The sequence below is a fragment of the Atrimonas thermophila genome (assembly GCF_045864955.1).
GTDB lineage: Bacteria > Atribacterota > Atribacteria > Atribacterales > Thermatribacteraceae > Thermatribacter > Thermatribacter velox.
The window spans coordinates 2,142,356-2,166,959 of record NZ_AP028803.1; the positions used below are offsets into that span (position 1 = coordinate 2,142,356).

A 24,604-nucleotide genomic window follows, 5' to 3' on the forward strand; every position below is an offset into this window, starting at 1 on the left:
GAAAGAGTTTGCTCAACATGGCTCCCAAAGAAAGAGTTCAAAAAGCCATCCAGAGGAAAAAGGTCGAACTGGATCGGTTACCCCACCAGATAGATTTCACCTGGAAAATGAAACAGAAAGTTTCCAAAGCTTCAGGCCTCAAAGAGCAAGAGTTGCCCTTTGCACTAAAAAATCACATCTTCTACATTGATACTCACCAGAAAGTCCGCAAAGACGAAACAAAAGGCGTGGACTACGATATATTCGGTGTTGGTTGGGATATTGTACGCTCCGAAGGTTATTTACCAATTGAACACCCCCTCGATAGCTGGGAAAAAGTGAAAACCTACCAGTTTCCTGATCCCAAATCCCCAGTTCTCTACCGTGATGCGCAAAATATCGAGCGAGCCAAAGAAGAGGGAATGTTTATCTTGGGCTGTCAGGGATGGGCATTATTCGAGAGAGCCTGGCTTTTGAGGGGTTTTGAAAACTTCATGATGGATTTGGCAGACAACCTAGACAGGGCAGAAAAACTTTTGGACGAAATCACCGAATATCAGATAGAGGTTTCCAAAAATCTTATCAAGCTCGGCGTTGACGGGATTTACACTGGAGACGACTATGGAAGCCAAAGGGGACTGTTAATTTCCAAAAAGACCTGGCAAAAGCTTATCAAACCTCGACTTGCCAAAGTCTGGAAAGTTGCTAAGAACGAAGGATTGCCGGTTTTCCATCACTCCTGCGGTAATGTGGTGGACATCCTTGACGATATGATAGAAATAGGACTGAACGTTTTACTCCCTGTGCAACCCCAAGCTATGGACATAAAACTGCTACAGGAACGTTTCGGCGATAGGCTCTCCTTTATGGGGGGAGTGAGCACTCAGCAAACCCTTCCCTTTGGGAGTCCGGGAGAGGTTAAAGAAGAGGTGAAAAATTGCATAGAAATCCTTGGCGAAAGAGGCGGCTACATCATTGCTGCTTCTCACGAGATAACTTCTGATTGTTCCATTGAAAACCTTAGAGCTTTCCTTGAGACTATACGCGATGTAAATGGGAGTGAAATTCCGCTTTTGGAAAGCTTAAAGCCTTAAACTTCAACCAAAACTTGGAGAAAGTGAAAGAAAAATTGCCTGCAGTTTTCATTCCACAATCACACAAATTTTTACCAACCTTACGCAAAAATTGTGCAAAAACTGAAGTAGACACAATCTTTAAAAAAGACATTCAGGGTGTTATCTTTCCACAGCCAGTAGGCTGAAGGTTCTGTGTGCACTCTTTTTGGCTCCTTAACATCATGAAGGCGCAAAATCCAGTCTCTACTTTGAGGAGCCTGGAGTTGAATGGCGTATTCCTTCTCAGCACTTTGCGCCCTGAGCAGAGCAAACATGTCTTCGGCAATAGGAAATCTCTGTTCCAAAGAAGTAACACCAAAAACATCGAGTGACAGAGTTTCCCAAGGTTCTTCAGCACGCCGAATAGGATTCCTGACTTGAGGAATCACCGAGTTTTCTCGAACGAAGACCGGGATCTTATCAAGAGGAACTTCTCTTTGTAGCCAGCGAGGTCCAGCAATCACCTCACCGCCCCAGAACTCGAGCCATTTGCCTTCCGGAAGATAAATTTTTACTTCGTTCTCCGAATTCAAAACCGGGACAACCAGAAAAGATTCTCCCAGAAAATATTCCCACCATATCCAAAAGGTAGTTTGATCCTCAGGGTACTCCCAGAAAAGAGGACGCAAAAAGAGATTTCCCTCCTCCCACACTTTCATTGCCTCTCCCCAAAGATAGGGAAGCAAGCGATAACGAAGCCTGATAAACTTACGAGCAATGTTACAGGTGCGTTGATCGAATTTCCAGGGGAGTCTGGTAGTTGTTCCATGCAATCTAACATGAGAGCACAATACAGCAAACTGCAACCACCTTATAAAAAGCAGTGGATCAGGACTCCCCATAAAACCACCCACATCATGGCTCCAGAAAGGTACTCCAGAAACACTCAAGCTCAATCCTCCTCGAAGGGTTGCTGCCATACTATCAAAATCACAAAGAGGGTCTCCAGACCAGCAGAGTGGATATCTTTGCATACCGGAAAAGCCCGACCTTCCCCAAACAACGGGGTTCTCAAAATAATCAGCAAGTACTTCGTATACTATCCGGTTATAGAGTAACGGATAAAGATTATGCATTTCTTTTCCGGTTTTCCCATTGTGGAATAAGCCGTCCTCGGGTATCTCCTCACCAAAATCAGTCTTAAACGTGGAAACTCCCATCTCGATAAGATGCCGATGCTTTTCCTTATACCACTCACTGGCTTCCGGATTCGAAAAGTCCACAATCCCAGCAGGATTATATCTTTCCCTACTTCCCCTGGCTTCGGTCTTTATACCCCGGAAGGCAAGGGGCGCAATATAAGGGTTGCCGCTTTTATCCTTCACCAGAAAACCACCGGTTTTTGCTTCCTGGAAAATCTCCGTGTTAGTATCAAGATAGGGATGTTCCCAGAGACAAACCTTTATTTTATATCCACGAACCTTATTGAGAAAATCCTCAGGATCAGGAAAATATTCAAGACTCCAATGAAAAGAACAGTAACCGCTCTCGCCCATCCAGAAAGGATCCAAATGCAATACATCCAGAGGAAATCTCTGTGTCTCAGCTTCTTTAAGTACCCCCAAAATGCGCCCCGCATGCATAATATCTCCTGAGCGGTGATCTCCAAATACCGATACCCACAAACCCAGACTCCACAGAGGAACCGGGCGAGGCCAGCCCGTTAACCTAAAATATTCTCTCAGGATATCGGCAAAAGAATCACCACGAATAACGAGGAAATCCAGAACGGGTTCGTGCACAACCAAAAAGTGGCTAAAATTAGAACTTACTCCCAGGTCAAAAACAACCTTAGAAGTGGTGTTGACAAAAATCGCGTATTTTCTGGAACTCATAAAAAAAGGAATATTCTTATAGCTCTTTTCGCTGCCTGCCCCATAAGCATTACGATTCCAGCAGGTTATTAATTGTCCTCTTTTATTCCAGTCAGTAAATTTTTCTCCCAAACCAAAGAAGTGTTCGTCCTGAAAAAGACGCCAGGAAAAAACCTGCCAACCTTCCTGAAAATCAAAACCGCAGCCTGGCACCAGATCATTCCCAGAAGCATCCAGATCTCGACTTCTGCTCTCAGTAACCACCCTGTGAGAAACAGGATCCTTCACCTTTATTAAAAAGGGCTCTCTATAAACTTCCAGAACACTTTTTTCAGTTTCCAAACGCGCAAACCCCAATTTTTTCCCAAAACTAATCCGCGTTCCAATAAATTCCGGCTCTTTCTCCAGACAAACGCCCGAATGTCCTTCACCAACCACGACCCTGAAGGTATTGGGAGAAACAAAACCAGCACTGAGCGGTAATTGCTTTCCAGTTTCACTCTGAAGTTGAGCTTTTAGAACCCCAGACACAGAACGCATTGCTTCCAGAGTTATCCACTGCTCCACCTCCACTCCCCTCCTTTCAACCCTTTACTGCACCGGCAGTTATACCTCCCACAATATATCTTTCCAGAATCAAGAACAAAAAGATAATCGGAAGAGTTATGATCATGGAAGCAGCCATAATGATGTCCCAGGGCTGGTGATACCCAGAAAAGAGATGATTCAACCCTATGGGCAAAGTAAACTTTTCCTGACTGTTCAAAAACACCATTGCAAAAAGAAATTCATTCCAGGCGATCATAAAAGTATACAGAATAACCACCGTAAGCGCAGGAGTAGCAAGAGGTAAGATCACTTTTATCACCACCTGTGGTCTGCTACAACCGTCAACCAGGGCTGCCTCTTCAATATCACGGGGAATGGTAACCAGATAAGAAGCAAGCATATAAATGCCTACGGGAAGAGTTTGACTCAAATAAGCAACGAGCAAACCATTCAGATTATCTTGGAGTCGTAGCCTGGAAACGATGAGATACAAAGGTATTACCAGCAAAACAGGAGGTAAAGTATACACTAAAAGCACCAGGTTAGAAACCAAATTTCTACCAGGAAACCTGAGGCGAGCAATAGCATAGGCTCCGGCAATGCTTATCACCAAAGTCAAAAACACGGTAAGCAAGGTAACGTAAAGGCTATTCAGAGCATAATTTATGAAACCATAACTGAACAGAGCCTCTGCATAGGCACGAATACCCCAGTTACGAGGCCAGAAAACCGGAGGCCAGGCAAAAAGCTCTCCAAAGTTCTTCACTGAAGAAATGAGCATCCAGTAAAAGGGGAAAAGAACCACCACAAGGAAAAGAAAGAGAGAAACCCGGGAAGCAATGCTCAACTTTTTCCTTTTCACCATCTAAGCACCCTCTTTATATATATGGGGAGAGACACGATGAGTATCAGAAAAAGAACCATCGAGCAGGCCGCACCTTCTCCCAGGTTTTGAACTTCAAAACCCAGGTTGTAGACCATTATGGGCAACGTTTTGGTCCCTGCAGCACCTCCGGTAAGGAGATAAATATCATCAAACTTGTTAAATGACCACATAAAACGAAGCAAAAATATAACACCCAGAGTATTGCGTAACTCAGGAAGAACAATATAAAAAAACTTTTGCGCACTGCTTGCGCCTTCAACATCTCCAACCTCAAAGAATTCTTGAGGTATGGCTTGAAGTCTGGCTAAAGTCAGCAACATGCAAAACGGGAAATACCTCCAGGCCTGAAAAACAATTACCGCAATTAAAGCCAGCGGTTTCTCTGAAAGCCAGGCCCATCCGACGTCGGTGACACCAAGGCTTACCAGAAAGTAGTTGCCAACTCCATAAAGGGGGTTTAGAATCCAGCGCCAAACAAAGGCCAGTGCAATTACCGGAGCAACATAAGGAAAAAGAAAGATACCCCGAACTAGACCTCTTCCTCTGAAGCGCTGGTTAATAATTAGCGCCGCCCACAAGCCAAGAAGCATGGCAAAAAAGGAAGAAGTGACTGAATAAAAAATATTCACCCAAAGAGCCGGCAAAAACTCCTGATTGCGAAACACTGCCCAAAAATTCTTAAATCCGGCAAAAGGATTATTTTCTCCTATAGAGGTTAAAGTTACCCGTTGAAAACTCAGCCAAACGTTGAACAAAAGAGGATAGAGGATAATGAGTGCAATCACCAGGAGCGTGGGCAGGAGAAACTGAAAAGCAAGTATTTCTTCTCTCCTTCTTAAAGAATAACGCATATTTTCCTCTCTTCTAAAATTATGAGTTGAGGGGTATTCTCAAATACCCCTCAACTCATGGAAAGTCCAGGAATAACCCGTTATTCTTCCAGCAGCTTCCTTATTTCGTCTTCCAACCACTTCACAGCCTGAGAAGAACTCCACTCTTTAGTACGTACTTTATCAACTGCCTTGGGGAACAAATAAAGATTGTAAATCTTTTCTATTACCGGGAAAGAAATACCTTCAAAGTAGCCCCACCTGCGGAAGGAGTTAATTCCCTCCAAAAGGTTTTCAATCGCCTGAGGATCGTATAGTTTCAAAATTTCATGTTCTTTCCACTGATCAATGGCGCTAACCCGTACAGGAGCTTTCCCGTAAACCGCCATGAACAGCCAGCGCACATAGCCATCGCTCATCAAGAACTCAGCCCATTGTTTGGTTTCAGGATTTGCTCCCTTCAAAATCGCCAGTGTATACATTTCACCATAGGTGCCAGAAAGCTTCGGACCATTAAGCTTGGCGACAATGCCTGTCTTAGAGGGCAAACCCTCAATTGGAGCCCATTCACGGTCCCGAACACCAGCAATATCTCCCAGGAGATAAGAGGAATAAACAGCCGTTGCAACCCGGTCGGTGAGGTAATACTGGTTAGTTTCCCGCCAATCTAAGTATCCAGGAGGACCGTATTCACGAATCATCATAGCATACCACTCAAGAGCTTCTTCCATTTCGGGAGAATTGACCACCAGTTCCCCCTGAGGATTAAAAATCCTTGCTCCATTGGAGAGAGCGATAAACTCAAAACCTTGCTGAGTGAAAAGCTTCTCAGGGTGTGAACCCATGGCGATGCCGAAACGTTTTGGAGGAGTATTAAGGGCTTTTGCGGCTTTTTCAAGACCATCCCAGGTATCTGGTGCACCCAATCCAGCCTGGTCAAAAAGGTCCTTACGGTAATAAATGAGCTGAATCCAAGCATCAAGAGGTATGGCGATATAGCCCTCTCCCTGCACGGAACGAAGAAGAGCTAGGGCTGCCGGACTAAACGTTTCTTCGCCCAGGTTTTGGATAACTTCTGTAGTCATAGCAATATCCAACAAACCTTCACTCGCATATCCCGTGGCCGGGGCTAAACCTAATTCAACAATGTCAGGCGGGTTGCCTGCCGCCTTTGCAGCACCTAATTTGGTAGGAATATCGTTTTCTTCTACCGGCACAACGTTGATTTTAATGTCCGGGTTTTTACTCATGAACTCTTCGGCAAGGGCACGAATTATTTCCATGCGTTCCTTCTCGGTCTCCTGGGTCCAAAAAGTAACTTCACCTCCAAACACCACCGAAGCAAAAGCCAAAACCAGTGAGAAAACAACAGAAGCCAACACAATGCGGAAAAAGCTGTGGCTAAACAAAGTAAATCCCTCCTTTCATAAAGAGGAAACCCAAATACACAATAGATATTCCTAAAAAACTGGAATCCAGAACGCCTTAAGCAAAAGAGGTCATCAAACAAGCTAAGAAGTCAAAAGTTGAAAGAAAAACCCTCTTGGAGTCGAAAAAACATTTTCGGCCTTAATCAGCGTTCCTCTGGAAATAACCTGTTCCAGTAATCACTTTCTGGAATAGTATCATAAATTTCCTGAGGAGAAAGCTCCAGAGGATAGGGAGAGAAGAACACTTGCTGAGCAAGATAAGGTTCGTTAAACCTTGCAATCCATACCCGTACAATGTTGACTAAAACAGGAAAGGCAACGGTACCGCGACGAAACCCTTCAAGCAAATTCATAAATAATCCTTTTTCAGAATGCGCAAGCTTATCCTTAAAATATCCTAAGACATGGTAAAAAACGTTTATTGCCAGCCTGCGATTCATAGCTCTACGCAAGGCCCTGAAAAAATGGACTTCGTATTCAGCAAAGACCGTCTCAGTATCCTTCCCGTGTGGATTCGCCACAATTTTCCCCAACTCCTTTGTTGCGCTTTGATGGTGAGCCATCAAAAAAAGTTTGTAGCGAGTGTGAAAATCTATGAGCTTTTTCATGGAAAGTGTGTGCTTCGCTGCCCAAAAATCTGCGGTAGCAAAAATTTTGCTTAAGAAATGTTCATAAATGGCCCTATTCTCAAGCCTTCGTTCGCTCTCTATAGCCAGATATCCATATTTGTTGATAATTTGCTGTGCAAACAAACCATTCCCCTTTTGGGCCACTTTTTTGCTTTGGGGAACATAAATTTTGGCATCGCCAACGCCGCAGGAAGGAGATTTCGCCTTCAGGATAAAACCAGCTACATCCCGAATGTTGAGAAAAGTCTCTGCAAAACTCACCAAATCAGCGGTTACATCTTTCTCCGTTTCGCTTTGAATGAGGTGCATACCCTCTTTTAAAAGAACTATGTGAATAGGCCGACGCGGAACCCCCAACCCTATTTCCACCTCGGGACAAACCGGTATAAAGTCAACAAAATCTTTCAGCTTTGTTACCAGTGGGCTTTCGATGATCGATCCATCGTAACGGCAATGCTCAAAACCGAGACATTTGCTGATTACAACTTTCGGTCTCTCAAATTGCCTCATCGAAATCCCCTCCTTGGAGAAGCGATAAACTTTGAAATATTGTAACATTTTAAAATTCCAAAAAAGAACCAGACCGGGCAATCACCCACCCCTTTACCTTAACAAACGCTCAACTCTCACGCTCTTTCCGATAACTCACTTTCAAGCTTAATCCTGTAAAATGTTGAAAAGTGCCGCGAAACAGGAGTGGTTTATTATGCGAAAAACTAAAATAGTGTGTACTTTGGGGCCAGCTTCGTTAAAAAGAGAAGTAATCCGGGAAATGATTCAGTCTGGTATGGATGTGGCACGGTTAAACTTTTCCCATGGAGATCACGACTTCCACCGCGAAATAGCACATTCAGTGCGAGAAGAGTCTAAAGTTTTTGGGAAGCCGGTTGCTCTTCTTCAGGACCTCCAGGGAATAAAAATACGCATAGGAGAAGCAGAAAACGGTGTGGTCGAGCTGAAAGAGAACTCTATTATAGAAGTTGTGCCAGGTAATGGACTAACCACCTCTTCCCGAATTTACATCAACTATGAACCCCTGCTTAAGGACATACAAGAAGGAGAAGAAATCCTGCTCGACGACGGTCTTCTGCGCTTGAAGGTCACCAGTAAACACCCGGACCGCCTTTTGGCCGAAGTCATTGAAGGAGGCCCTTTACGTTCCAGAAAGGGGGTCAACTTTCCTCACACCCGTATATCAGCATGTACTTTTACCGAAAAGGACCGCTACGATCTTAAAGCTGGCATTGAAATAGGTGTAGACTATGTTGCTCTTTCCTTTGTAAGAAAAGCCGAAGATATCCTCAGAGTTAAAGAATGGGCCAAGAAAGAAGGGTTCAAACTTCCTCCTCTCATTGCCAAGATAGAAAAGAAAGAAGCCCTGGAAAATGTAGAAGAAATAGTCGAAGTAGCTGAAGGTATCATGGTGGCCCGGGGTGACCTAGGTGTAGAGATATCCACGGAGATGGTTCCTGTATGGCAAAAACTGCTTGTAGAAGCGGCCAATCGTAAAGGAAAAATCGTGATCATTGCCACCCAGATGCTTGAATCAATGCGAGAACATACCAGCCCTACCCGGGCAGAGGCCACCGATGTAGCCAATGCTGTACTGGATGGTACAGACGCTCTGATGCTTTCTGCAGAAACCGCAATCGGTAAATTTCCAGCCTTGGCTACCAGGACCATGCACTCCATAATATGTGCCACTGAACAGCATCTATACTCAAGAATATTTGTAACCTACGACCCTCAAGGTATTTTCCCTGAAGCAATGGTTTCGGGAGCTATCCAGACTGCCCAGGACATTAAAGCCAAAGCAATTGTAGTTTTCACGCACTCGGGGTTCACAGCTACATTGATTTCTAACCTTCGACCCGCAACTCCAGTAATTGCCATGACTCCTGACCCTAATACATTTACCCGTCTGCCACTCCTCTGGGGAGTATACCCTCACCTGCTTACAATGAGGGAAAAAACAGTAAATACCGAACTACTAAAAGAAGCCGAAGAAATACTGGTAGCACAATATAACGCTCAAAAGGGAGACCCGGTAGTCTTTGTGGCCAGCTCGCCTTTCCTGGGCAACCGTAATCTCCTGCGACTCCACCGCATAGGAGACCCCTTGGAAGAAGAGAGTCAGTGCAATACAGATAGCGTACGCTAAAAGCCCAGAAAACGTAGGTTATAATAAACTTGCCATCAGGTAAATGAAAAGGAGGCGAACGGTTTGTCCAAAAATAGCTTTCTGGGTCCTGAGTGGCTCCTGAACACCAAAGAAGCGGTACAACTTTATCAGGAAGTAGTTTTGCCCCTTCGCAAAGAACATGGTATCCTCGATTTGCATACTCATCTCAGCCTACAGCAAATCCTTGAAAATCAATCCCTGGTAAACATTTGGAAAGCAGAAGTCTACGATGAAAGATACGGCAACCGTGACCACTACCTTTTGCAACTTGCTGCAAAATTTCCTCCCTTTTCCTACACCCTGGCCTTCGACCCACAGATACCCGAGGAGGCAAAATGGTCCATCCTGGGGAAAGTCTTTCCTTTCCTTGAAGGAAATCACGTTCATCAATGGTTACATCTTGACCTCAAAAGAATTTTTGGAATTGAAGAGCTTTTAGGGCCTGATACTGCAAACAAAATCTGGAATGAGACCCTGAAGGCTCTTCAAAAAGAAGAATTCCTTCCTCTTTCGCTTCTCAGAAGAATCAATGCCCGCATAATATGCACCACTGATGACCCTTGCCAGAACCTTGAAGAACACAAAAAGGCCAAAGAAATAATAGAAGATATCGTTTTCCTTCCCACATTTCGGCCTGACCCTTACTGCAACATTTTCGAAGCCAACTGGCGAGAGAATGTGGAGCGGATATGTGCTCTTACTGGAGAGGATGTAACACTGAAAGGACTTGTGGAAGCACTTCGCAAAAGACACACTTATTTTGCCAAACTTGGAGCAAGGGCAAGCGACCACGGGCTCCTCGAGCCCTGGGGATTTGATGTCTCCACTGCTCGCGCTGAAGAAATTTTCACTCGAGCTTACGAAAAAAGAGAAAAATTCCCAGTACGTTCTTCTGAAGTCAGGGATTTCGTTTCTTACATGATGCATCGTTTTTGCGAAATGAACGCAGAATACGGAATGACCACCCAAATTCACTTTGGAGCCTTACGTGATACCAACACCTACCTTTACAGGAACTGGGGCAAAGACATGGGTGGAGATGGTACTCTTGATGATGTAAGGGTTATGGAAAATCTGCTTCCCCTTTTGAACAAATTTTTCAGTGGGGAAAATTCCAAGTCATATCTGGTGCTCTATACCATGAACCAAAATCTTCTACCTGTGCTTATTGCTCTCTCCAGAACCTTCCCCAATGTCCAGATAGGCTTTCCCTGGTGGTTCAACGATGCTCCCAGCTTTATTGAAGAACATCTTATCAAAGTGGCCCACGCTTCTTGTCTGTCCTTCTCAGGTGGACCAGTAGCCGATAGTCGAAAGATACTTTCTGAAGGGAGCCGTTTCGAGGTCTTTGACCGCATGATTTGTCGAGTACTGGGTAAGTTACTTTCTGAAGGTCAAATTTCAAAGCAGGGCGCCCAGCTCATCATTAAAGCAATACTCTATGATACCCAGAAACGGGTTTTCAAGCTGCATGAATATTTCCCCACTGAACAACCCCAACAACGGAAAAATGGCTAAACGCAAACTCAAATTCACGCAATCTTTAAAAAATTCGTTTTTTCTCAACCAGTACTCCAACAAACACAGATAATTTTGAAAACTACTCCTATACAAGGTGAAGCAGCCGGAAGGGTTTACGTTACCTGGTCTTGTATATCAGTATGGTAGCATGCTAAAATAAAAACCACCAAAGTATTGGAGAGAGGGAAGTGAGCAATTTCCATCTAATTAGGAAACAAAGCTCTTCTGCTCGAGAAGCTGTATATAAATCCCTTAAGACAAATATTGTTCTTCTTCATCTGAAACCCGGGCAAGTTATTACTGAACAGCAAATTGCAGAAACCCTCTCCGTTAGTCGCACACCGGTGCGAGAAGCTTTTATAAAACTCGCCCACGAGGGACTTCTTGAAACCTACCCTCAAAAAGGTACCATGGTCTCATTGATAGACATGGAACGAGTGGAAGAAGCTCGTTTCATGCGCCGAATCCTGGAAAAGGAAATCTTAAGGCTTGCCTGTCAGCAATTTCCCGAGGAGTTGGTTTTCGAGTTGCGCTCCAACCTTGCTTTACAGGAAATTTGCTTGGAAGAAAAAAATTTCCTCCGACTTTTTGAGCTGGATGAAGACTTCCACCGGATTATCTATCGTGGTTGTAATAAAGAACGCATCTGGAACCTGGTTTCTCAAATTAGCGCCGACTTTAAACGCATTCGAGTCTTAAAGCTTTCCTCGAGCATAAATGTAAAAGAAGTAGTCAAACAACATCAGGAAATCCTCTCGGCAATTTTGAAACAGGAAACCAGCCGGATTGATAATCTTGTTGAGGAACACCTGCACACCAGAGACTCTGAACTGAAGAGCCTTTATAAACTGTATCCAGAATATTTTAAAACGGGGGTGATAAAGAATCCAAAAAGCTTCTTTTAATTTCCTTTTAGATTATAACTTCAGGGTAAAACTTCTGGAGGAGGTGCCTCATCATGCGCAATCGCTTTTCAGTAATACTGGGATTGAGCATCATGATTTTGTTCGTGTTGGGAATCACACTCTCTGCAGTACCTCAGGAGAAAACCTACGAACTTAAAGTCTCCATGGTAATCACTGAAGACGATACCATCTACAAGGGATATGAAAAGTTTAAAGAAGGAGTTGAAAAGCGCACTAACGGTAAAATTAAAGTAGAACTTTACCCCGCAGGAATCCTGGGAGGAGACGAGGAAATACTTGAGCAGATTGCACTTGGAGCCGGGATCTGTGTAAATACTGATGCGGGAAGGTTGGGAGTTTGGGTGCCAGAGATTGGAATCCTTTTGTGTCCATATCTTACTGATACCGTCGAAGAAATGCAAAAACTCCTCAAATCAGACCTTGCCAAAGAATGGTTTGAAAAACTTCGCAAAGAAAAAGGATATGTAGTGCTTGCTTTCAACTGGTATGCCGGAGGACGTCACTTCATAACCAAAAAACCCATCTCCAAACCCGAAGATCTCGAAGGGCTTAAAATCCGCACCCCAGGTGCTCCCGTCTGGCAGGAAACTATTAGAGCCCTGGGAGCAACCCCAGTAGCATTGCCCTGGACAGAAGTCTACACAGCACTACAACAAGGAGTCATAGATGGTGCTGAAGCTCAGCATCCAGCAACCTATGGTTCTAAACTCTACGAAGTAGCCAAATACATTACCCTTACCGGCCATATTCAACTCTGGAACGCACCCGTTGTGGGTGAAAAATGGTTCAATCAACTTCCACCGGAATACCAGCAAATTCTCTTTGAAGAGGCAGAAAAAGCCGGTGATTATGCCACCCAGCTTCTCCTTGACAGCCTCGACGAACTTGAGGCAAAGATGACCGCAGAAGGGGCCATAATAAGCGAAGTGGACACTAAACCCTTTAAAGAGCGCGCTGAAGCGGTTTACCAGAAGCTTGGTTACGAAGAACTTCGCAGGCAAATTCAGGATTTTCTAAAAAAACAATAACTCTTAAAAGACTCTTAAAAGTGGGGGCAATGCCCCCACTTTTTTAATAAAGAGGAGAAAGAAAATGCAAAAGCTAATGGAAATTCTCGACCATATAGAAATAATTGTTTCTCAAGCCCTTTTATTCGTAATTGTAAGTCTGGTTTTTGTCTCAGCGGTTCTACGCTATGTTGGTCACCCCGTTAACTGGACGAATGCTCTGGCTTCTGGTCTTTTTGTATGGCTAATTTACATCGGGGCAGATCGAGCTCTTCGTCGCAACAGACACATCGGCATGAGCTTTCTGGTCGAGCGCTTATCTGAGAAAACAAAAAATCTGGTAGAAATCATTACTACTTCGTCGATCATTGTTTTTCTAATCATTGTTTCCTGCTTAGGAATGCAACTTGTTTTAGCTAACACTGGAAGAGTTTTTGAAGAGATATTTTTCCTTAGCTACTCAGTAGTTGCAGTAGCAATTCCTATCGGAACAACTCTTATGACTCTGACACTTCTTTCTCAAATTGCTCTAAAAATTAAGAACTTGCGGAGGAGATAAACCATGTCCTTCCTTTACGCCGGTCTAACTTTTATAGTACTCCTCCTCTTTAACGTTCCTATAGCATTTACGCTGGGAATAACTGGGATAATGTACTTTTTAACCCAATCCAGCATTCCCCTTCCCATAGTAGCTCAAAGGCTGGTTTCAGGAACTCAATCTTTTCCCCTACTTGCCGTACCTTTTTTTCTTCTGGCTGGCCACCTTATGAATGCTTCCGGAATAACCGTACGACTTATTCGTTTAGCAGATGCCCTGGTAGGTCACCTACCGGGTTCCTTAGGACAGGTGAGCTGTGTCCTCAGCATGTTCATGGGGGGAGTGTCTGGCTCTTCAAATGCAGATGCGGCAATGGAAACCAGGATTCTCCTCCCTGAGATGCGACGCAGGGGTTACGATGATGGCTTTTCTGCAGCAGTATTAGCCTGTAGCTCACTCAGTGCAGCAGTCATTCCTCCAAGCATTGGTCTCGTACTTTACGGTTACGTCGGGCGAGTGTCCGTTGGAAAACTCTTTATCGCTGGTATAATACCCGGCATACTTATGGGTCTCACCATGATGGGGGTAACCCACTGGAAAGCTGTGCGCAACAAGTATGATTGGGAAAGAAGAAGGAGAAGAAGTTCCACCCAGGAAATATTTACAGCTTTGCGTGAGTCTATATGGGCCTTGCTATTTCCCCTGTTTTTGGTCATAACGCTGCGCTTTGGCATTTTCGCCCCGGTAGAAGCAGCAGCATTTGCTGTTTTTTATGCTCTCATTGTGGGTAAATTTATCCACCGCGAGCTCGACTGGAAAAAGTTCTGGGAAGCTATGCGAGATGCCGCCGAAGATACCTCGATAATCATGCTTATCGTCTCTATGGCCGCAATTGTCATGTATGCCCTGGCCTTTGAAAAAGTTCCCGCCAAAATGTCGACCTTTATATTGACCCTGGGCGCCAATCCCTTCTTGCTTATGCTCGCAATAACAGCCTTTCTTCTTGCCGCAGGAGCCGTCATGGAGGGAACGGTAAACATCCTGCTTCTCACCCCCATTCTTCTTCCCCTAGTGGTCCAAGCAGGCTTTGACCCCGTCCATTTCGGAATTATCATGGGTATTCTAATTCAGATTGGAGGAGTAACGCCACCTGTGGGAGTCAACATGTATACAGTGTGTTCTCTGGGAGGAATTCCTGTAGAAAAATATATCAAGCATAGCTGGCCCTACATACTTGCATTGATTGGGCTGGTGATATTGCTTATCCTAATACCCCAACTGAGTCTGATCCTGGTTGGTTTAATGAGATAAACATTTTTCAAAAGGAGTGAAAACAATGGATGATCATCGCTGGCAGCAATTCGTAGAAACTGTCTCTGGAAAAAGAAAGGAAATCATTGTGGCATTGATAGTTGACAGCCCCTGGATCCCGGGGTGGATGAACATTTCACACTTCGATTATTACCTCTCTTTTGAAACCTGGCTGGAAGCCAACTTAAAAGTCTATCAAACCTATCCGCATATCATATTTCTGCCCGGTTTCTGGGCAGAATATGGAATGGCTACCGAGCCGTCAGCATTTGGTTGCAAAATAAACTGGTATGAGTCAAGCACACCTACTATCAATCCCGTACTTCAGCAAATTGAGGATGTAGATAAACTTTCCCTGCCCGACCCCAAAAAAGATGGGTTAATGCCCTTTGTACTATGGTGGTATAAAAAAGCGAAAGACAGCGATATCCGCGTACACATGGTTGCCGCTAGGGGTCCACTAACTCTTGCTGCTCATCTTCGGGGTTTGACTGATTTTTTGATGGAACTCAAAACAGAACCCGACAAAACCAGGAAATTCCTTGACTTAACTACTGAAACTGTTATTAGCTGGCTTAAAGCACAGCTTGAAGTAGCATCTCAAGCTGAAGGAATAATGGTGCTTGACGACGTAGTTGGTTTCTTGTCCAGAGCTGATTATGAGAAGTTTGCCCATCCTTATCTCAAAGCCATCTTTGATGCCTTTCCTGATAAAATACGAGTCTACCATAACGATGCCAACATCCTTCCCTTTGCAGATTTGCTACCTCAAACCGGTTTGCAGGTGCTCAACTTCAGCCATACCATCGATATCGAAACGCTCGCGGAAAAAGTAGGGAACGAAATCTATCTTATGGGCAACATTCCTCCTCTTGAAGTGCTGGTCCAGGGTACCCCTGAAGAAGTGAAAAACTCCGCCCTTCAGTGTCTCTCCAAAGCTAAAAGGGCGGGGGCAAAACTCATCCTTTCGGCAGGAGGAGGAGTTTCACCGGGAACACCAGGAGAAAACCTGGCTATCCTGGAAAAAATAGCAGGAGGTTCTTCCAATTAATCGGATGAGTACATAAACTCGGGTTACAAAAAAACCGGCAGTAAAAACAGCAAGCTCCTTGACAAACCAGGAAACGGATGTTTTAATATAAGCAAACCAATAAGGCTTAAAGCGAGGAAGAGGACGAGTAGCTTCTTTCTCTGATCAGAGAGAGCCGGGGGTAAGGTGGGAGCCCGGTATCAGAGAGGAAAGCGAATGGACCTCGGAGCAGCTCACCGAAAGCCAACAGCAAGTAGGCTGGGCCGGGGCTTTCCCGATAAAGAAAGCAGGGTATCGGTCATTAAGACCCGTACCTGGTCGAGAGGGTAGGTATGGGTATTACCTACCAACAAGAGTGGCACCGCGAGCAAAAGCCCTCGTCTCTTGACGAGGGCTTTTTTTGTTGGGGTGAAAGCAATGAACATCAAACCCAGTATCGAAGATTTCGGGAAAATAGAACCAGGAGAATATGACCTGGTTCCCCTGAAAACTGTTTTCCTGGCCGACCGGTTTACTCCGGTATCGGTAACTGAGCTTTTTCAAGACAAAAAACCATTGATTCTCCTGGAAAGCGCTGAAAAGGGTGAGCGTTGGGGAAGGTTTTCCTTTCTGATTTTTGACGTTGAGAAAGTGATAACCATAAACAAGTTTACCGACGTAATTGGTAAACTGGAAAGAACTTTCCCTCTCCGAAAACTCTATCCCGGGCTGGAAACTTCTTTCAAAGGCGGAGCGGTAGGTTTTTTAAGCTACGATGCTGTAAAAACCTGGGAAAAAACTGTTCCTCGAAAACCCCTTTCCTATCCTCTGGCCTACTTTGTGGAAAGCAGGCGTTTCGTGTATTTTGATCACTTGCGTCATCAAATTGGCATTGTTTATCTTGCCCAAGCCGGAAATGAAAAAGACTACCAGCAAGGCAAAGCCTGGATAGAAGGGGTCTGGGAAAGGATTTCTGCATCTCAGCATATCTCTGAAGACGATGAATTTTCCATTCAGGGCGAAGTGTATTCAAATTTCGAAGAAGAGGCATTCAAAAAAGCGGTGAGCAAAGTCATAGACTACATTGTCGAAGGACATGCCTCTCAGGTAGTCATTTCACAACGTTTCAGTGTCCCCTATCAGGGAAATCCCTTTACGGTTTACCGCTTTTTGCGATCGCTAAATCCATCACCGTATCTTTTTTATTTGAATACCGACCACTTTCAGCTGGTAGGCTCTTCCCCAGAAATGCTGGTCAAGCTTGAAAGCGGAAAGGCGGTAACCAAGCCCATTGCTGGAACCAGAAAGCGCCTGCCAAATATTCCAGAAGATGCAATTATCAGAGAACTTCTTGATGACGAAAAAGAAAACGCCGAACACGTTATGCTCCTTGATCTGGGAAGAAACGACCTGGGCAGGGTATGCATTCCGGGGAGCGTGCAAGTCGAAGAGTTTATGGAAGTAGAACGCTACTCGCACGTATTTCACATCGTATCAACGGTGTCTGGAACGGTCCCCGAGGGAAGCAGTGCCTGGAAATTGCTCCAGGCTTGTTTTCCCGCTGGCACTGTCAGTGGAGCACCAAAAGTGCGTGCTATGGAAATAATCGAAGAAATCGAGCCCGATGCACGTGGACCTTACGCGGGGGCACTGGGTTATGTTGGTTTTGATGGCAACATGGACACCTGCATCATCATTCGTACCTTGTTTTTTAAAGACGGCCTGGCTTCAGTTCAAGCTGGAGCAGGTATTGTTTACGATTCAAAACCTCAAAATGAATACGAAGAAACAGTGAGCAAAGCTCAGGCTTTGCTCACTGCCTTAAAAATGGCAGAAGGGAGGATAAAAGCATGATTCTGGTCATTGATAACTACGATTCCTTCACCTACAATCTGGTGCAGTACGTCGGAGAGCTTTCCAGAGAAGAAATACGAGTTTTCCGAAATGACGAAATTAAACCCGAAGAAGTGAATAAGCTCAGACCTTCACACATCATTATTTCTCCGGGTCCCAAGGACCCTCAGTACGCAGGAGTGAGCAACGAAATTATTGCACGCTTCGCCCCTTCTATTCCCACCCTGGGGGTGTGTCTTTGGCCACCAGTGCATTGCATATGTTGAAGGCGCCAGGATTGTAAAGGCATCAGTACCAAAACATGGCAAAAAATCCACGGTAATTTTGCTTTCTTCGGTTCTTTTTAAAGGGCTTCCTCCCAAAATCGAAGTGGGTAGGTACCACTCCCTGGTAGTGGATCCTTCGAGCCTCCCTCCCACATTAAGGGTCATTGCCTGGACAGAAGACAAAGAAATAATGGCCATAGAACATGTAAAATATCCACTTTTTGGTGTGCAATTTCACCCCGAATCAGTGCTCACTCCCCACGGAAAGCAAATTTTAAAAAACTTTCTGGAGGTGAAACCCGGTGGAAGCCCCAAAAATTCTTGACAAAATAATCTCTGGGGAAAAGCTGGATTTTAACCAGGCTGCTTCACTCATGAAAGCTATAATGGAAGAAAAGCTTTCTCCCTTACACACTGCCGCCATTCTGGCCTCCCTCCGCCTGCGGGGAGAAACACCAGAAGAAATAGCCGGCTTTGCCTCCGCCATGCGTGAAAAAGCCGTACCTTTTCTTATCCCCACCCAGGAAGTTGTGGATAATTGTGGCACCGGTGGTGACGGGAAAAGCACCTTCAACGTCTCCACTGCCAGCGCGCTTCTGGGCTGGGCCTGTGGAGTACCGGTGGTCAAGCATGGTAACCGCTCCATATCCAGTAAAAGCGGCAGTGCCGATCTTCTGGAAGCACTGGGCATAAAAATTAACCTTGTTCCCCAAACCATGCAAAAAGCATTTTTGGAAACGCAATTTGCCTTTTTGTTTGCTCCGCTTTACCATCCAGCAATGAAAGCAGTACAGCCAATTCGCAGAGAACTGGGTATCCGAACCGTCTTTAACATACTGGGACCATTAACCAACCCTGCTCCCGTGGCCTATAGAGTGGTAGGTGTTTATGACCGAAAACTCCTTCCTTTGGTAGCCGAAGCAATGAAGCGACTCAAAGTAAAACGCGCCTGTATCCTTTGGGGAGAACCCGGCATTGACGAAGCAAGTATCAGTGGAACAACCTATTTCATGTTGGTAGAAGAGGGAGAAGTGAAAGGTGAATTCACTCTTCATCCAGAGGAAGTAGGCTTTGAGTGCCTACCGCTTGAGGAAATAAAAGGAGGCAATCCTTCTGAAAATGCCCGCACCTTTTTGAGGCTACTGGAAGAAAGAAGAGTAGATACTCCTCTTTCCAAGGCTATAATGCTCAACACAGCCTTCTTGCTCTACATTTTCGGCAAGGCTACCACGCTTTCAGCGGGAATAAAGATAGCCAGGAAAACTCTGGAATCCGGAAAAGCACTGGAAAAAATACGCTCACTCATCGCTTTCCATCAAAGCATAGAGCAGAACGGACAAGGTGGTAACCATGGAAGACATTCTTGAAAAAATCGTGACCACCAAGCGTAAAAAGTTGCTTTATCAGAGGCATCCTTCCCTGACCGAGCTCGCAGATTTGTTTTTGAATCGAACACACCAGGGAGAAAACAAATTCTACCAGGCTTTAAATCAGAACCCAGGACCCAACATTATCGCCGAAGTGAAATTCGCCTCACCCTCTAAAGGGAAGCTACTGGAACGTTTTACTCTTCGGGAGCTGGTATACAGGTATCAGAAAGCAGGAGCTTGCGCCATATCAGTGGTCACTGAAGAAACTTTCTTTAGAGGATATTCAGAAATGGTTCGGGAGGTAAAAGAGTGTAGCACGTTGCCAGTTCTCCAGAAAGACTTTGTGATTGAAGAAAGCCAGATTTATCAAGCGGCAAAACTTGGAGCCGATGCCTTACTACTTATAGCTCGCATTCTTTCTTTGCAGCGCCTCAAAAAGTTTGTCGAGCTCTGCCAGCTCCTGAACATAACTCCCTTGGTAGAAGTGCACGATGAAAGCGATATTCAGAAAGCACTGCAAGCAGAAGCACCCGTGATTGGCATCAACAATCGCAACCTGGCCACCTTTGAAGTTTCCATCCAAAATACTATACGCTTACGCAAATATCTTCCTAAAGAGAAAATCGTGGTAAGCGAGAGCGGCATCGTTTCTTTCCAGGATATAGAGCTGCTTCTCAAGCAGGGAGTACACAATTTTCTGGTTGGAGAAAGCCTTATCAAGGCAGAGGAACCCGACAATAAACTCCTGGAACTCAAAGGAGGAGTCAAAATTGGTACGCATTAAAGTATGCGGTATCACATCAGAAAAAGATGCCGTGCAAATCGCCCAGCAAACCAGTATATGGGCACTGGGTTTTATCTTTGTTGAAGAAAGCCTCCGTTTTGTAAACCCTGATAAAGCTCGTCAAATCATACGGAACCTCCCTGCTTTCCTTGTAAAGGTGGGAGTGTTTAGAAACCACTCTTTAGAAGAGGTGCAATTTATCCGGTCCTTTTGTCATTTAGACCTGGTACAGCTCCACGGAAGCGAACCCCCTCAGTTCTGTGAGAAGTTGGGGAAAGGGGTTATCAAGGCATTTGGAGTGGACGAATCATTCGACCCATCGCAACTTGATGCCTACAAAGAGGTAGTGGATTTTTACCTCCTGGATAGCACCCAAAATGGGAAAAGCGGGGGCTTGGGAATTCCTTTTAACTGGGATAAAATAAGGAACATAAAAACACCAATTGCGAAGCCTCTCATAGTGGCAGGAGGTCTCAGAAAAGAAAATATCGTCGCCTGCATTCGGGCTTTGCAGCCTTTTGCGGTGGACTTAAACAGCGGTGTGGAAAGTGCACCTGGTAAAAAAGACATAGAGAAACTGCGGGAAATTATTCAAATCCTGGAAAGGGAAGTGAAAAAATGATTCAAAAGGGTTTTTTTGGAGAATTTGGAGGACGCTTCGTTCCCGAAATTCTGGTGCATCCCCTTGAGGAACTTGAAGAAGCCTACAACTTTTTTGCCAAAGATGAAAATTTTCAGAGAGAACTCAATTACTATCTGAAAAATTACGCAGGTCGTCCTTCTCCCCTCTATTTCGCCGAGCGACTGAGTAAAAAAATGAACCTGAAAGTGTATCTCAAAAGGGAAGACCTGAATCACACTGGTTCCCACAAAATAAATAATACGTTGGGGCAAGTGTTACTTGCCAAAAAAATGGGAAAAACTCGCATCATAGCCGAAACAGGAGCAGGCCAGCATGGAGTAGCCACAGCTACCGCCTGTGCCCTTTTAGGACTTGAATGCCACATTTACATGGGAGCAGTAGATGTGGAAAGGCAAAAATTGAACGTTTTCAGAATGCAGATTCTGGGCGCAGAGGTAATTCCGGTGAAAACTGGAAGCCAAACTCTCAAAGATGCCATTAATGAAGCCATGAGAGACTGGGTGAGCAACGTGGACACCACCCACTACGTAATTGGCTCTGTGGTAGGCCCTCATCCTTATCCTAAAATGGTTAGGGACTTCCAGTCGGTGATAGGTAAAGAAGCCAAGCAGCAAATATTTGAGGCAGAAGGTCGCCTCCCTGATTGTGTTCTGGCTTGTGTCGGTGGAGGTAGCAATGCCATGGGTATCTTTCACGCTTTTGTGCCGGACAAAGAGGTTCTGCTTGTAGGTGTTGAAGCTGGCGGCCTGGGATTAGAGACTTCCAAAAACGCTGCCAGCATTGGACGTGGTAAAAAGGGCATACTGCATGGAAGCCTCAGCTATATACTCCAGGACGAATTTGGGCAGATAGAAGAAACCCACTCCGTAGCGGCTGGTCTTGATTACCCCGGCGTAGGTCCTGAACACAGTTTTCTTTTTGCCTCTGGCAGGGCCCGATACGTCAATGTGACCGACCAGGAAGCACTGGATGCGTTCTGTGAACTCTCTCGCCTGGAGGGCATAATCCCTGCTCTGGAAAGTGCTCACGCCATTGCCTATCTCAACAAACTGAGAAAGGAACTGCCTCAGGATTCGATAGTCCTGGTGTGTCTCTCGGGAAGAGGAGACAAAGACGTTGAACAGGTAATGAGATATCTCAAGGAGGAATCACGATGAAAGACATCCTGGGAAGCGTTCTTCGCGAAAAATCGCAAAAACGAAAACTGCTTTTACCTTACCTCACTTTTGGCTATCCAACCATAGAAAGTTTCCTGGCAATACTTGAAAATCTTAACCCCGATTTCATAGATGCCCTGGAAATAGGTATTCCCCACTCTGACCCAGTAGCAGATGGACCAGTAATTCAGGAATCCTCACAAAAAGCACTGGCTCTGGGAGTAACCCCCAGGCTGGTTTTTGAAAAAATGCAAACTCTGAAGCTCTCCTTTCCACTTATTGCTATGACTTACGGAAACATCGTCTATCAGTATGGCATAAAAAAATTTGGACAGGACTTTAAAGAAGCCGGTTTCTACGGGCTCATCGTAGCTGACTTTCCCTTAGAGGCCAAACCGTTGCTTGATAAATTGGAAAATCTACTTTCGATAATCCTTCTTGCCTCTACCACCACACCTGAAGAACGTCTGAAAAAAATAGCCCGAGAAAGCCAGGGTTTTGTATATTTGGTTTCTGGCAAAGGAGTAACTGGCAAAACCCGCATTCAGCAAGAAGAACTCCGTGAAGTTGTAACTATTATTAAGTCAGCCACCGACCTACCGGTTCTGGTGGGATTCGGCATTAATTCCCCTGAAAAAGCAAAAGAGATAGCGTCCTTCTGTGATGGAGTAATAGTGGGTTCAGCATTACTTCACTTTGTAACACAAAACAAACACCACAAAGACTTGCCCCAGCTGGTAAACGATTTTCTCAGCAACTTTCGGAAAGCTTTGAACGAAATCGAGTAAAAGAAAGAAGGAAACGACTTGGAAAAAGTTTCCATTAAGGGGATTGACTTTTTGCGCTTTTCAAAACTTTCTGTATATCAACCCCTGTTCCACGTGTTCACCACTCGCTTGTTGCCCTTCAAGCTACGTAACGAAAAAGACAGGAAGCACCTTGCTTCATTGCTTGATGTTCCTCAAATCCTTTTTCCAGATCAAACACACGGAGATGATTATTTCCTTTTGCCTGCTAAGCCCACTCCTGGTGTTTCTCCACCAAAGGCGGATATTCTCCTAACACAGAACTCGTCCTGGGGAGCGGGAATTCTGGTTGCCGACTGTGTTCCCATATTGTTTTTCGATCCCCAAAAAAGATGTTTTGCTCTGGCCCACGTTGGCTGGAGAGGAGCCCTGCTCCACACCCACAAAAAGGCGGTACGCCTCCTTTGGAAACACTTCAAAACTAGCCCCGAACAGCTATTTGTAGGGCTTGGACCCAGTATAAAATCGTGCTGCTTCGAAGTGGGGCAAGACATAGCTGAACGGTTTCTGGAAAGGGACTCTCAGAGTGTGATCTTGAGAAACGATCGTTTTTTTGTAGACTTGACTGGTTTTATTGAAAGAGAGCTCTGCGCAATGGGGGTATCTCGGCACAATATCGAGATAGCCCCCTGGTGTACCTCTTGCGAACAGGACCTTTTCTACTCCTTCAGACGAGAAAAAGAAAGAGCAGATCGCATGGCGCTCATTGCTTGGTTACGCAATTGACTTCACCAATCCTCAAAAAATTGTTGCCAATTGCCCCTATTTAATATTTAATTGTTTAGTGAACTTCCACAATGGAAAGGGGGAGAAGCCTTGAACAATGCAGTGGCTCACCATTTGCTGATAGAAATCATTGGTTCTGCTTTGCTGAATGATGCTCGCCTTGTAGAAGAATTTTTTAAAGAATTGGCCAGCACTTACCAGGGAGAAATCCTGGGATTGAAAATACACCAGTTTGAACCTCAAGGTATAAGTGGTCTTTTGATAATGCCTGAATCACATATCGCCATTCACACCTGGCCTGAATACGGGTACGCATCTCTGGATATATTTCTGCAAGCCGGATGGGATCCCCAAAAGAGCGTGCCTATCATCCGGAAATTTTTTAAACCCCAAGACGTAAAAATTGTAGAACTGGAAAGGGGCGTGAAAAAACAAAATGGAACTCTGGTATTTCCAAAGCTACATTGAAAACTATCAGATGGGCCTCAAGGTGAAAGAAACGCTTTTCTGTGGTAAAACCCGCTTTCAAGAAATTGCCATTCTCGATACTTTTCTTTACGGGAAAACTCTCATTCTGGATGGAATCGTGCAAACCACGGAAAAAGATGAGTTCATGTACCACGAAATGCTGGTACATCCTGCCATGTTTGTACATCCTAATCCTCGAAAAATCTTCATTATAGGCGGTGGAGACGGTGGTGCTTCGAGAGAAGTGCTTAAACATCCAGTTGAAGAAGTGCACCTCGTGGATATTGACGAAGGGGTAATTGAGCTATGCAGACGCTACTTCCCACAGCTTGGAAACTGGGAAGACCCACGCTTAAAGGTTCTGGTTGAAGACGCTGCTCGGTTCATCAAAGAAAGTGACCAAGTTTTTGACGTTATTATCATGGATTCCACAGATCCTATACCTCGAGGAGTAGCCGAACCACTCTTTTCCAAGGAGTTCTTTCAGCAGGTGTTTGAGCATCTTTCACCAGAAGGTCTTTTTGTTTCCCAGATAGAACCACCCTTTTTCGAACCCGAACGAGTTCGCAAGCTATGGGAAAATTTGGATATGTTCCCTATTGTAAAGGTATATTGGGGATTAGTGCCTACTTACCCCGGCGGAGTGTGGACGTACGTAGTCGGCTCGAAAAGTCTGGACCCTCAAAAGCCTCTGCGCAAACCCGATTTTCCAACCAGGTATTACTCACCAGAAGTTCATCAGGCCGCTTTCACTTTACCGGTATTTTTCAAACAGTTACTGGAAGGCAAGGAGTCGTAGGGATT

24 protein-coding genes and 1 other annotated feature are annotated in these 24,604 nt (G+C 44.9%); of the genes, 19 read left to right on the forward strand and 5 right to left on the reverse strand.

Features of this window, described 5'->3' with window-relative positions; all coding sequences use genetic code 11:
* The first annotated feature begins 17 nt into the window (after positions 1–17).
* A complete protein-coding gene (locus tag ACKTT1_RS11160; protein ID WP_369018289.1) occupies positions 18–1,073 on the forward strand; it encodes a uroporphyrinogen decarboxylase family protein in 1,056 nt (351 codons plus the stop codon).
* An 80-nt stretch (positions 1,074–1,153) separates the two neighbouring features.
* Here the strand turns inward: ACKTT1_RS11160 and ACKTT1_RS11165 are convergent, their stop codons facing one another.
* From ACKTT1_RS11165 to ACKTT1_RS11185, 5 genes are all read right to left on the reverse strand, one after another.
* On the reverse strand, positions 1,154–3,475 hold the full coding sequence (locus ACKTT1_RS11165; protein ID WP_412709634.1) for a TIM-barrel domain-containing protein: 2,322 nt from the start codon (positions 3,473–3,475) through the stop codon (positions 1,154–1,156).
* Between the two features lie 16 nt (positions 3,476–3,491).
* Positions 3,492–4,322, reverse strand: a complete 831-nt coding sequence (locus tag ACKTT1_RS11170) for a carbohydrate ABC transporter permease (RefSeq protein WP_369018287.1) — start codon at positions 4,320–4,322, stop codon at positions 3,492–3,494.
* Positions 4,316–5,194: a carbohydrate ABC transporter permease gene (locus tag ACKTT1_RS11175; protein ID WP_369018286.1), complete on the reverse strand. Its 879-nt coding sequence runs from the start codon at positions 5,192–5,194 to the stop codon at positions 4,316–4,318. Before ACKTT1_RS11175 ends, ACKTT1_RS11170 begins: the two co-directional genes overlap by 7 nt.
* An 80-nt stretch (positions 5,195–5,274) precedes the next feature.
* A complete protein-coding gene (locus tag ACKTT1_RS11180) occupies positions 5,275–6,582 on the reverse strand; it encodes an ABC transporter substrate-binding protein (RefSeq protein WP_369018285.1) in 1,308 nt (435 codons plus the stop codon).
* 164 nt (positions 6,583–6,746) lie between these two features.
* Positions 6,747–7,742 carry a YbgA family protein gene (locus ACKTT1_RS11185; RefSeq protein WP_369018284.1) on the reverse strand — a complete coding sequence of 332 codons (996 nt, stop codon included), beginning with the start codon at positions 7,740–7,742 and terminating at the stop codon, positions 6,747–6,749.
* Positions 7,743–7,938: 196 nt separating this feature from the next.
* On the opposite strand from ACKTT1_RS11185, the gene pyk reads away from it, so the two are divergent.
* The 18 genes from pyk (at position 7,939) to speE (ending at position 24,599) form a co-directional block, all read left to right on the forward strand.
* Positions 7,939–9,393: a pyruvate kinase gene (gene pyk / locus ACKTT1_RS11190; protein WP_369018283.1), complete on the forward strand. Its 1,455-nt coding sequence runs from the start codon at positions 7,939–7,941 to the stop codon at positions 9,391–9,393.
* Between the two features lie 63 nt (positions 9,394–9,456).
* Complete coding sequence (locus ACKTT1_RS11195; RefSeq protein ID WP_412709635.1) at positions 9,457–10,932, forward strand: glucuronate isomerase; 1,476 nt, start codon at positions 9,457–9,459, stop codon at positions 10,930–10,932.
* A gap of 191 nt (positions 10,933–11,123) precedes the next feature.
* Complete coding sequence (locus ACKTT1_RS11200; protein WP_412709636.1) at positions 11,124–11,840, forward strand: GntR family transcriptional regulator; 717 nt, start codon at positions 11,124–11,126, stop codon at positions 11,838–11,840.
* Between the two features lie 53 nt (positions 11,841–11,893).
* Complete coding sequence (locus ACKTT1_RS11205) at positions 11,894–12,889, forward strand: C4-dicarboxylate TRAP transporter substrate-binding protein (protein ID WP_412709637.1); 996 nt, start codon at positions 11,894–11,896, stop codon at positions 12,887–12,889.
* Between the two features lie 64 nt (positions 12,890–12,953).
* Entirely contained in the window at positions 12,954–13,427 is a 474-nt protein-coding gene (locus ACKTT1_RS11210) for a TRAP transporter small permease (RefSeq protein WP_412709638.1), read from the forward strand.
* A 3-nt stretch (positions 13,428–13,430) separates the two neighbouring features.
* Positions 13,431–14,717 carry a TRAP transporter large permease gene (locus ACKTT1_RS11215; protein WP_412709639.1) on the forward strand — a complete coding sequence of 429 codons (1,287 nt, stop codon included), beginning with the start codon at positions 13,431–13,433 and terminating at the stop codon, positions 14,715–14,717.
* A gap of 25 nt (positions 14,718–14,742) precedes the next feature.
* Positions 14,743–15,768 carry a uroporphyrinogen decarboxylase family protein gene (locus tag ACKTT1_RS11220; RefSeq protein WP_412709640.1) on the forward strand — a complete coding sequence of 342 codons (1,026 nt, stop codon included), beginning with the start codon at positions 14,743–14,745 and terminating at the stop codon, positions 15,766–15,768.
* Positions 15,769–15,873: 105 nt separating this feature from the next.
* Positions 15,874–16,135, forward strand: a binding site (T-box leader).
* Positions 16,136–16,164: 29 nt separating this feature from the next.
* Positions 16,165–17,580, forward strand: a complete 1,416-nt coding sequence (locus tag ACKTT1_RS11225) for an anthranilate synthase component I family protein (RefSeq protein WP_369018276.1) — start codon at positions 16,165–16,167, stop codon at positions 17,578–17,580.
* Positions 17,577–17,846, forward strand: coding sequence for a glutamine amidotransferase-related protein (locus ACKTT1_RS11230; protein WP_369018275.1), 270 nt, complete (start codon positions 17,577–17,579; stop codon positions 17,844–17,846). The genes ACKTT1_RS11225 and ACKTT1_RS11230 overlap by 4 nt, the downstream gene beginning before the upstream one ends.
* Entirely contained in the window at positions 17,776–18,171 is a 396-nt protein-coding gene (locus ACKTT1_RS11235) for an anthranilate synthase component II (RefSeq protein WP_369018274.1), read from the forward strand. The genes ACKTT1_RS11230 and ACKTT1_RS11235 overlap by 71 nt, the downstream gene beginning before the upstream one ends.
* Positions 18,149–19,213 carry an anthranilate phosphoribosyltransferase gene (gene trpD, locus ACKTT1_RS11240; protein WP_369018273.1) on the forward strand — a complete coding sequence of 355 codons (1,065 nt, stop codon included), beginning with the start codon at positions 18,149–18,151 and terminating at the stop codon, positions 19,211–19,213. The genes ACKTT1_RS11235 and trpD overlap by 23 nt, the downstream gene beginning before the upstream one ends.
* The gene (trpC, locus tag ACKTT1_RS11245) at positions 19,197–20,000 is read left to right on the forward strand and encodes an indole-3-glycerol phosphate synthase TrpC (RefSeq protein WP_369018272.1); all 804 of its coding nucleotides are present in this window, start codon (positions 19,197–19,199) and stop codon (positions 19,998–20,000) included. Before trpD ends, trpC begins: the two co-directional genes overlap by 17 nt.
* A complete protein-coding gene (locus ACKTT1_RS11250; protein ID WP_412709641.1) occupies positions 19,987–20,622 on the forward strand; it encodes a phosphoribosylanthranilate isomerase in 636 nt (211 codons plus the stop codon). The genes trpC and ACKTT1_RS11250 overlap by 14 nt, the downstream gene beginning before the upstream one ends.
* Positions 20,619–21,800 carry a tryptophan synthase subunit beta gene (trpB, locus tag ACKTT1_RS11255; RefSeq protein ID WP_369018270.1) on the forward strand — a complete coding sequence of 394 codons (1,182 nt, stop codon included), beginning with the start codon at positions 20,619–20,621 and terminating at the stop codon, positions 21,798–21,800. Before ACKTT1_RS11250 ends, trpB begins: the two co-directional genes overlap by 4 nt.
* The gene (trpA, locus tag ACKTT1_RS11260; RefSeq protein WP_369018269.1) at positions 21,797–22,588 is read left to right on the forward strand and encodes a tryptophan synthase subunit alpha; all 792 of its coding nucleotides are present in this window, start codon (positions 21,797–21,799) and stop codon (positions 22,586–22,588) included. The genes trpB and trpA overlap by 4 nt, the downstream gene beginning before the upstream one ends.
* An 18-nt stretch (positions 22,589–22,606) precedes the next feature.
* Entirely contained in the window at positions 22,607–23,332 is a 726-nt protein-coding gene (pgeF, locus tag ACKTT1_RS11265) for a peptidoglycan editing factor PgeF (RefSeq protein WP_369018268.1), read from the forward strand.
* A gap of 90 nt (positions 23,333–23,422) precedes the next feature.
* Positions 23,423–23,800: an adenosylmethionine decarboxylase gene (speD, locus tag ACKTT1_RS11270; protein WP_369018267.1), complete on the forward strand. Its 378-nt coding sequence runs from the start codon at positions 23,423–23,425 to the stop codon at positions 23,798–23,800.
* Complete coding sequence (speE, locus tag ACKTT1_RS11275; protein ID WP_369018266.1) at positions 23,769–24,599, forward strand: polyamine aminopropyltransferase; 831 nt, start codon at positions 23,769–23,771, stop codon at positions 24,597–24,599. Before speD ends, speE begins: the two co-directional genes overlap by 32 nt.
* Positions 24,600–24,604: the final 5 nt, after the last annotated feature.

Bases quoted from the DNA above. Each gene is read 5' to 3' on its own strand.
- ACKTT1_RS11210 (WP_412709638.1), top strand. From the start codon at position 12,954: ATGCAAAAGCTAATGGAAATTCTCGACCATATAGAAATAATTGTTTCT.
- ACKTT1_RS11170 (WP_369018287.1), bottom strand. From the start codon at position 4,322: ATGGTGAAAAGGAAAAAGTTGAGCATTGCTTCCCGGGTTTCTCTCTTT.
- ACKTT1_RS11160 (WP_369018289.1), top strand. From the start codon at position 18: ATGGCTCCCAAAGAAAGAGTTCAAAAAGCCATCCAGAGGAAAAAGGTC.
- trpB (WP_369018270.1), top strand. From the start codon at position 20,619: ATGATTCAAAAGGGTTTTTTTGGAGAATTTGGAGGACGCTTCGTTCCC.
- ACKTT1_RS11215 (WP_412709639.1), top strand. From the start codon at position 13,431: ATGTCCTTCCTTTACGCCGGTCTAACTTTTATAGTACTCCTCCTCTTT.
- ACKTT1_RS11185 (WP_369018284.1), bottom strand. From the start codon at position 7,742: ATGAGGCAATTTGAGAGACCGAAAGTTGTAATCAGCAAATGTCTCGGT.
- trpC (WP_369018272.1), top strand. From the start codon at position 19,197: ATGGAAGACATTCTTGAAAAAATCGTGACCACCAAGCGTAAAAAGTTG.
- speE (WP_369018266.1), top strand. From the start codon at position 23,769: ATGGAACTCTGGTATTTCCAAAGCTACATTGAAAACTATCAGATGGGC.
- trpA (WP_369018269.1), top strand. From the start codon at position 21,797: ATGAAAGACATCCTGGGAAGCGTTCTTCGCGAAAAATCGCAAAAACGA.
- ACKTT1_RS11220 (WP_412709640.1), top strand. From the start codon at position 14,743: ATGGATGATCATCGCTGGCAGCAATTCGTAGAAACTGTCTCTGGAAAA.
- ACKTT1_RS11175 (WP_369018286.1), bottom strand. From the start codon at position 5,194: ATGCGTTATTCTTTAAGAAGGAGAGAAGAAATACTTGCTTTTCAGTTT.
- ACKTT1_RS11205 (WP_412709637.1), top strand. From the start codon at position 11,894: ATGCGCAATCGCTTTTCAGTAATACTGGGATTGAGCATCATGATTTTG.
- pyk (WP_369018283.1), top strand. From the start codon at position 7,939: ATGCGAAAAACTAAAATAGTGTGTACTTTGGGGCCAGCTTCGTTAAAA.
- ACKTT1_RS11225 (WP_369018276.1), top strand. From the start codon at position 16,165: ATGAACATCAAACCCAGTATCGAAGATTTCGGGAAAATAGAACCAGGA.
- ACKTT1_RS11230 (WP_369018275.1), top strand. From the start codon at position 17,577: ATGATTCTGGTCATTGATAACTACGATTCCTTCACCTACAATCTGGTG.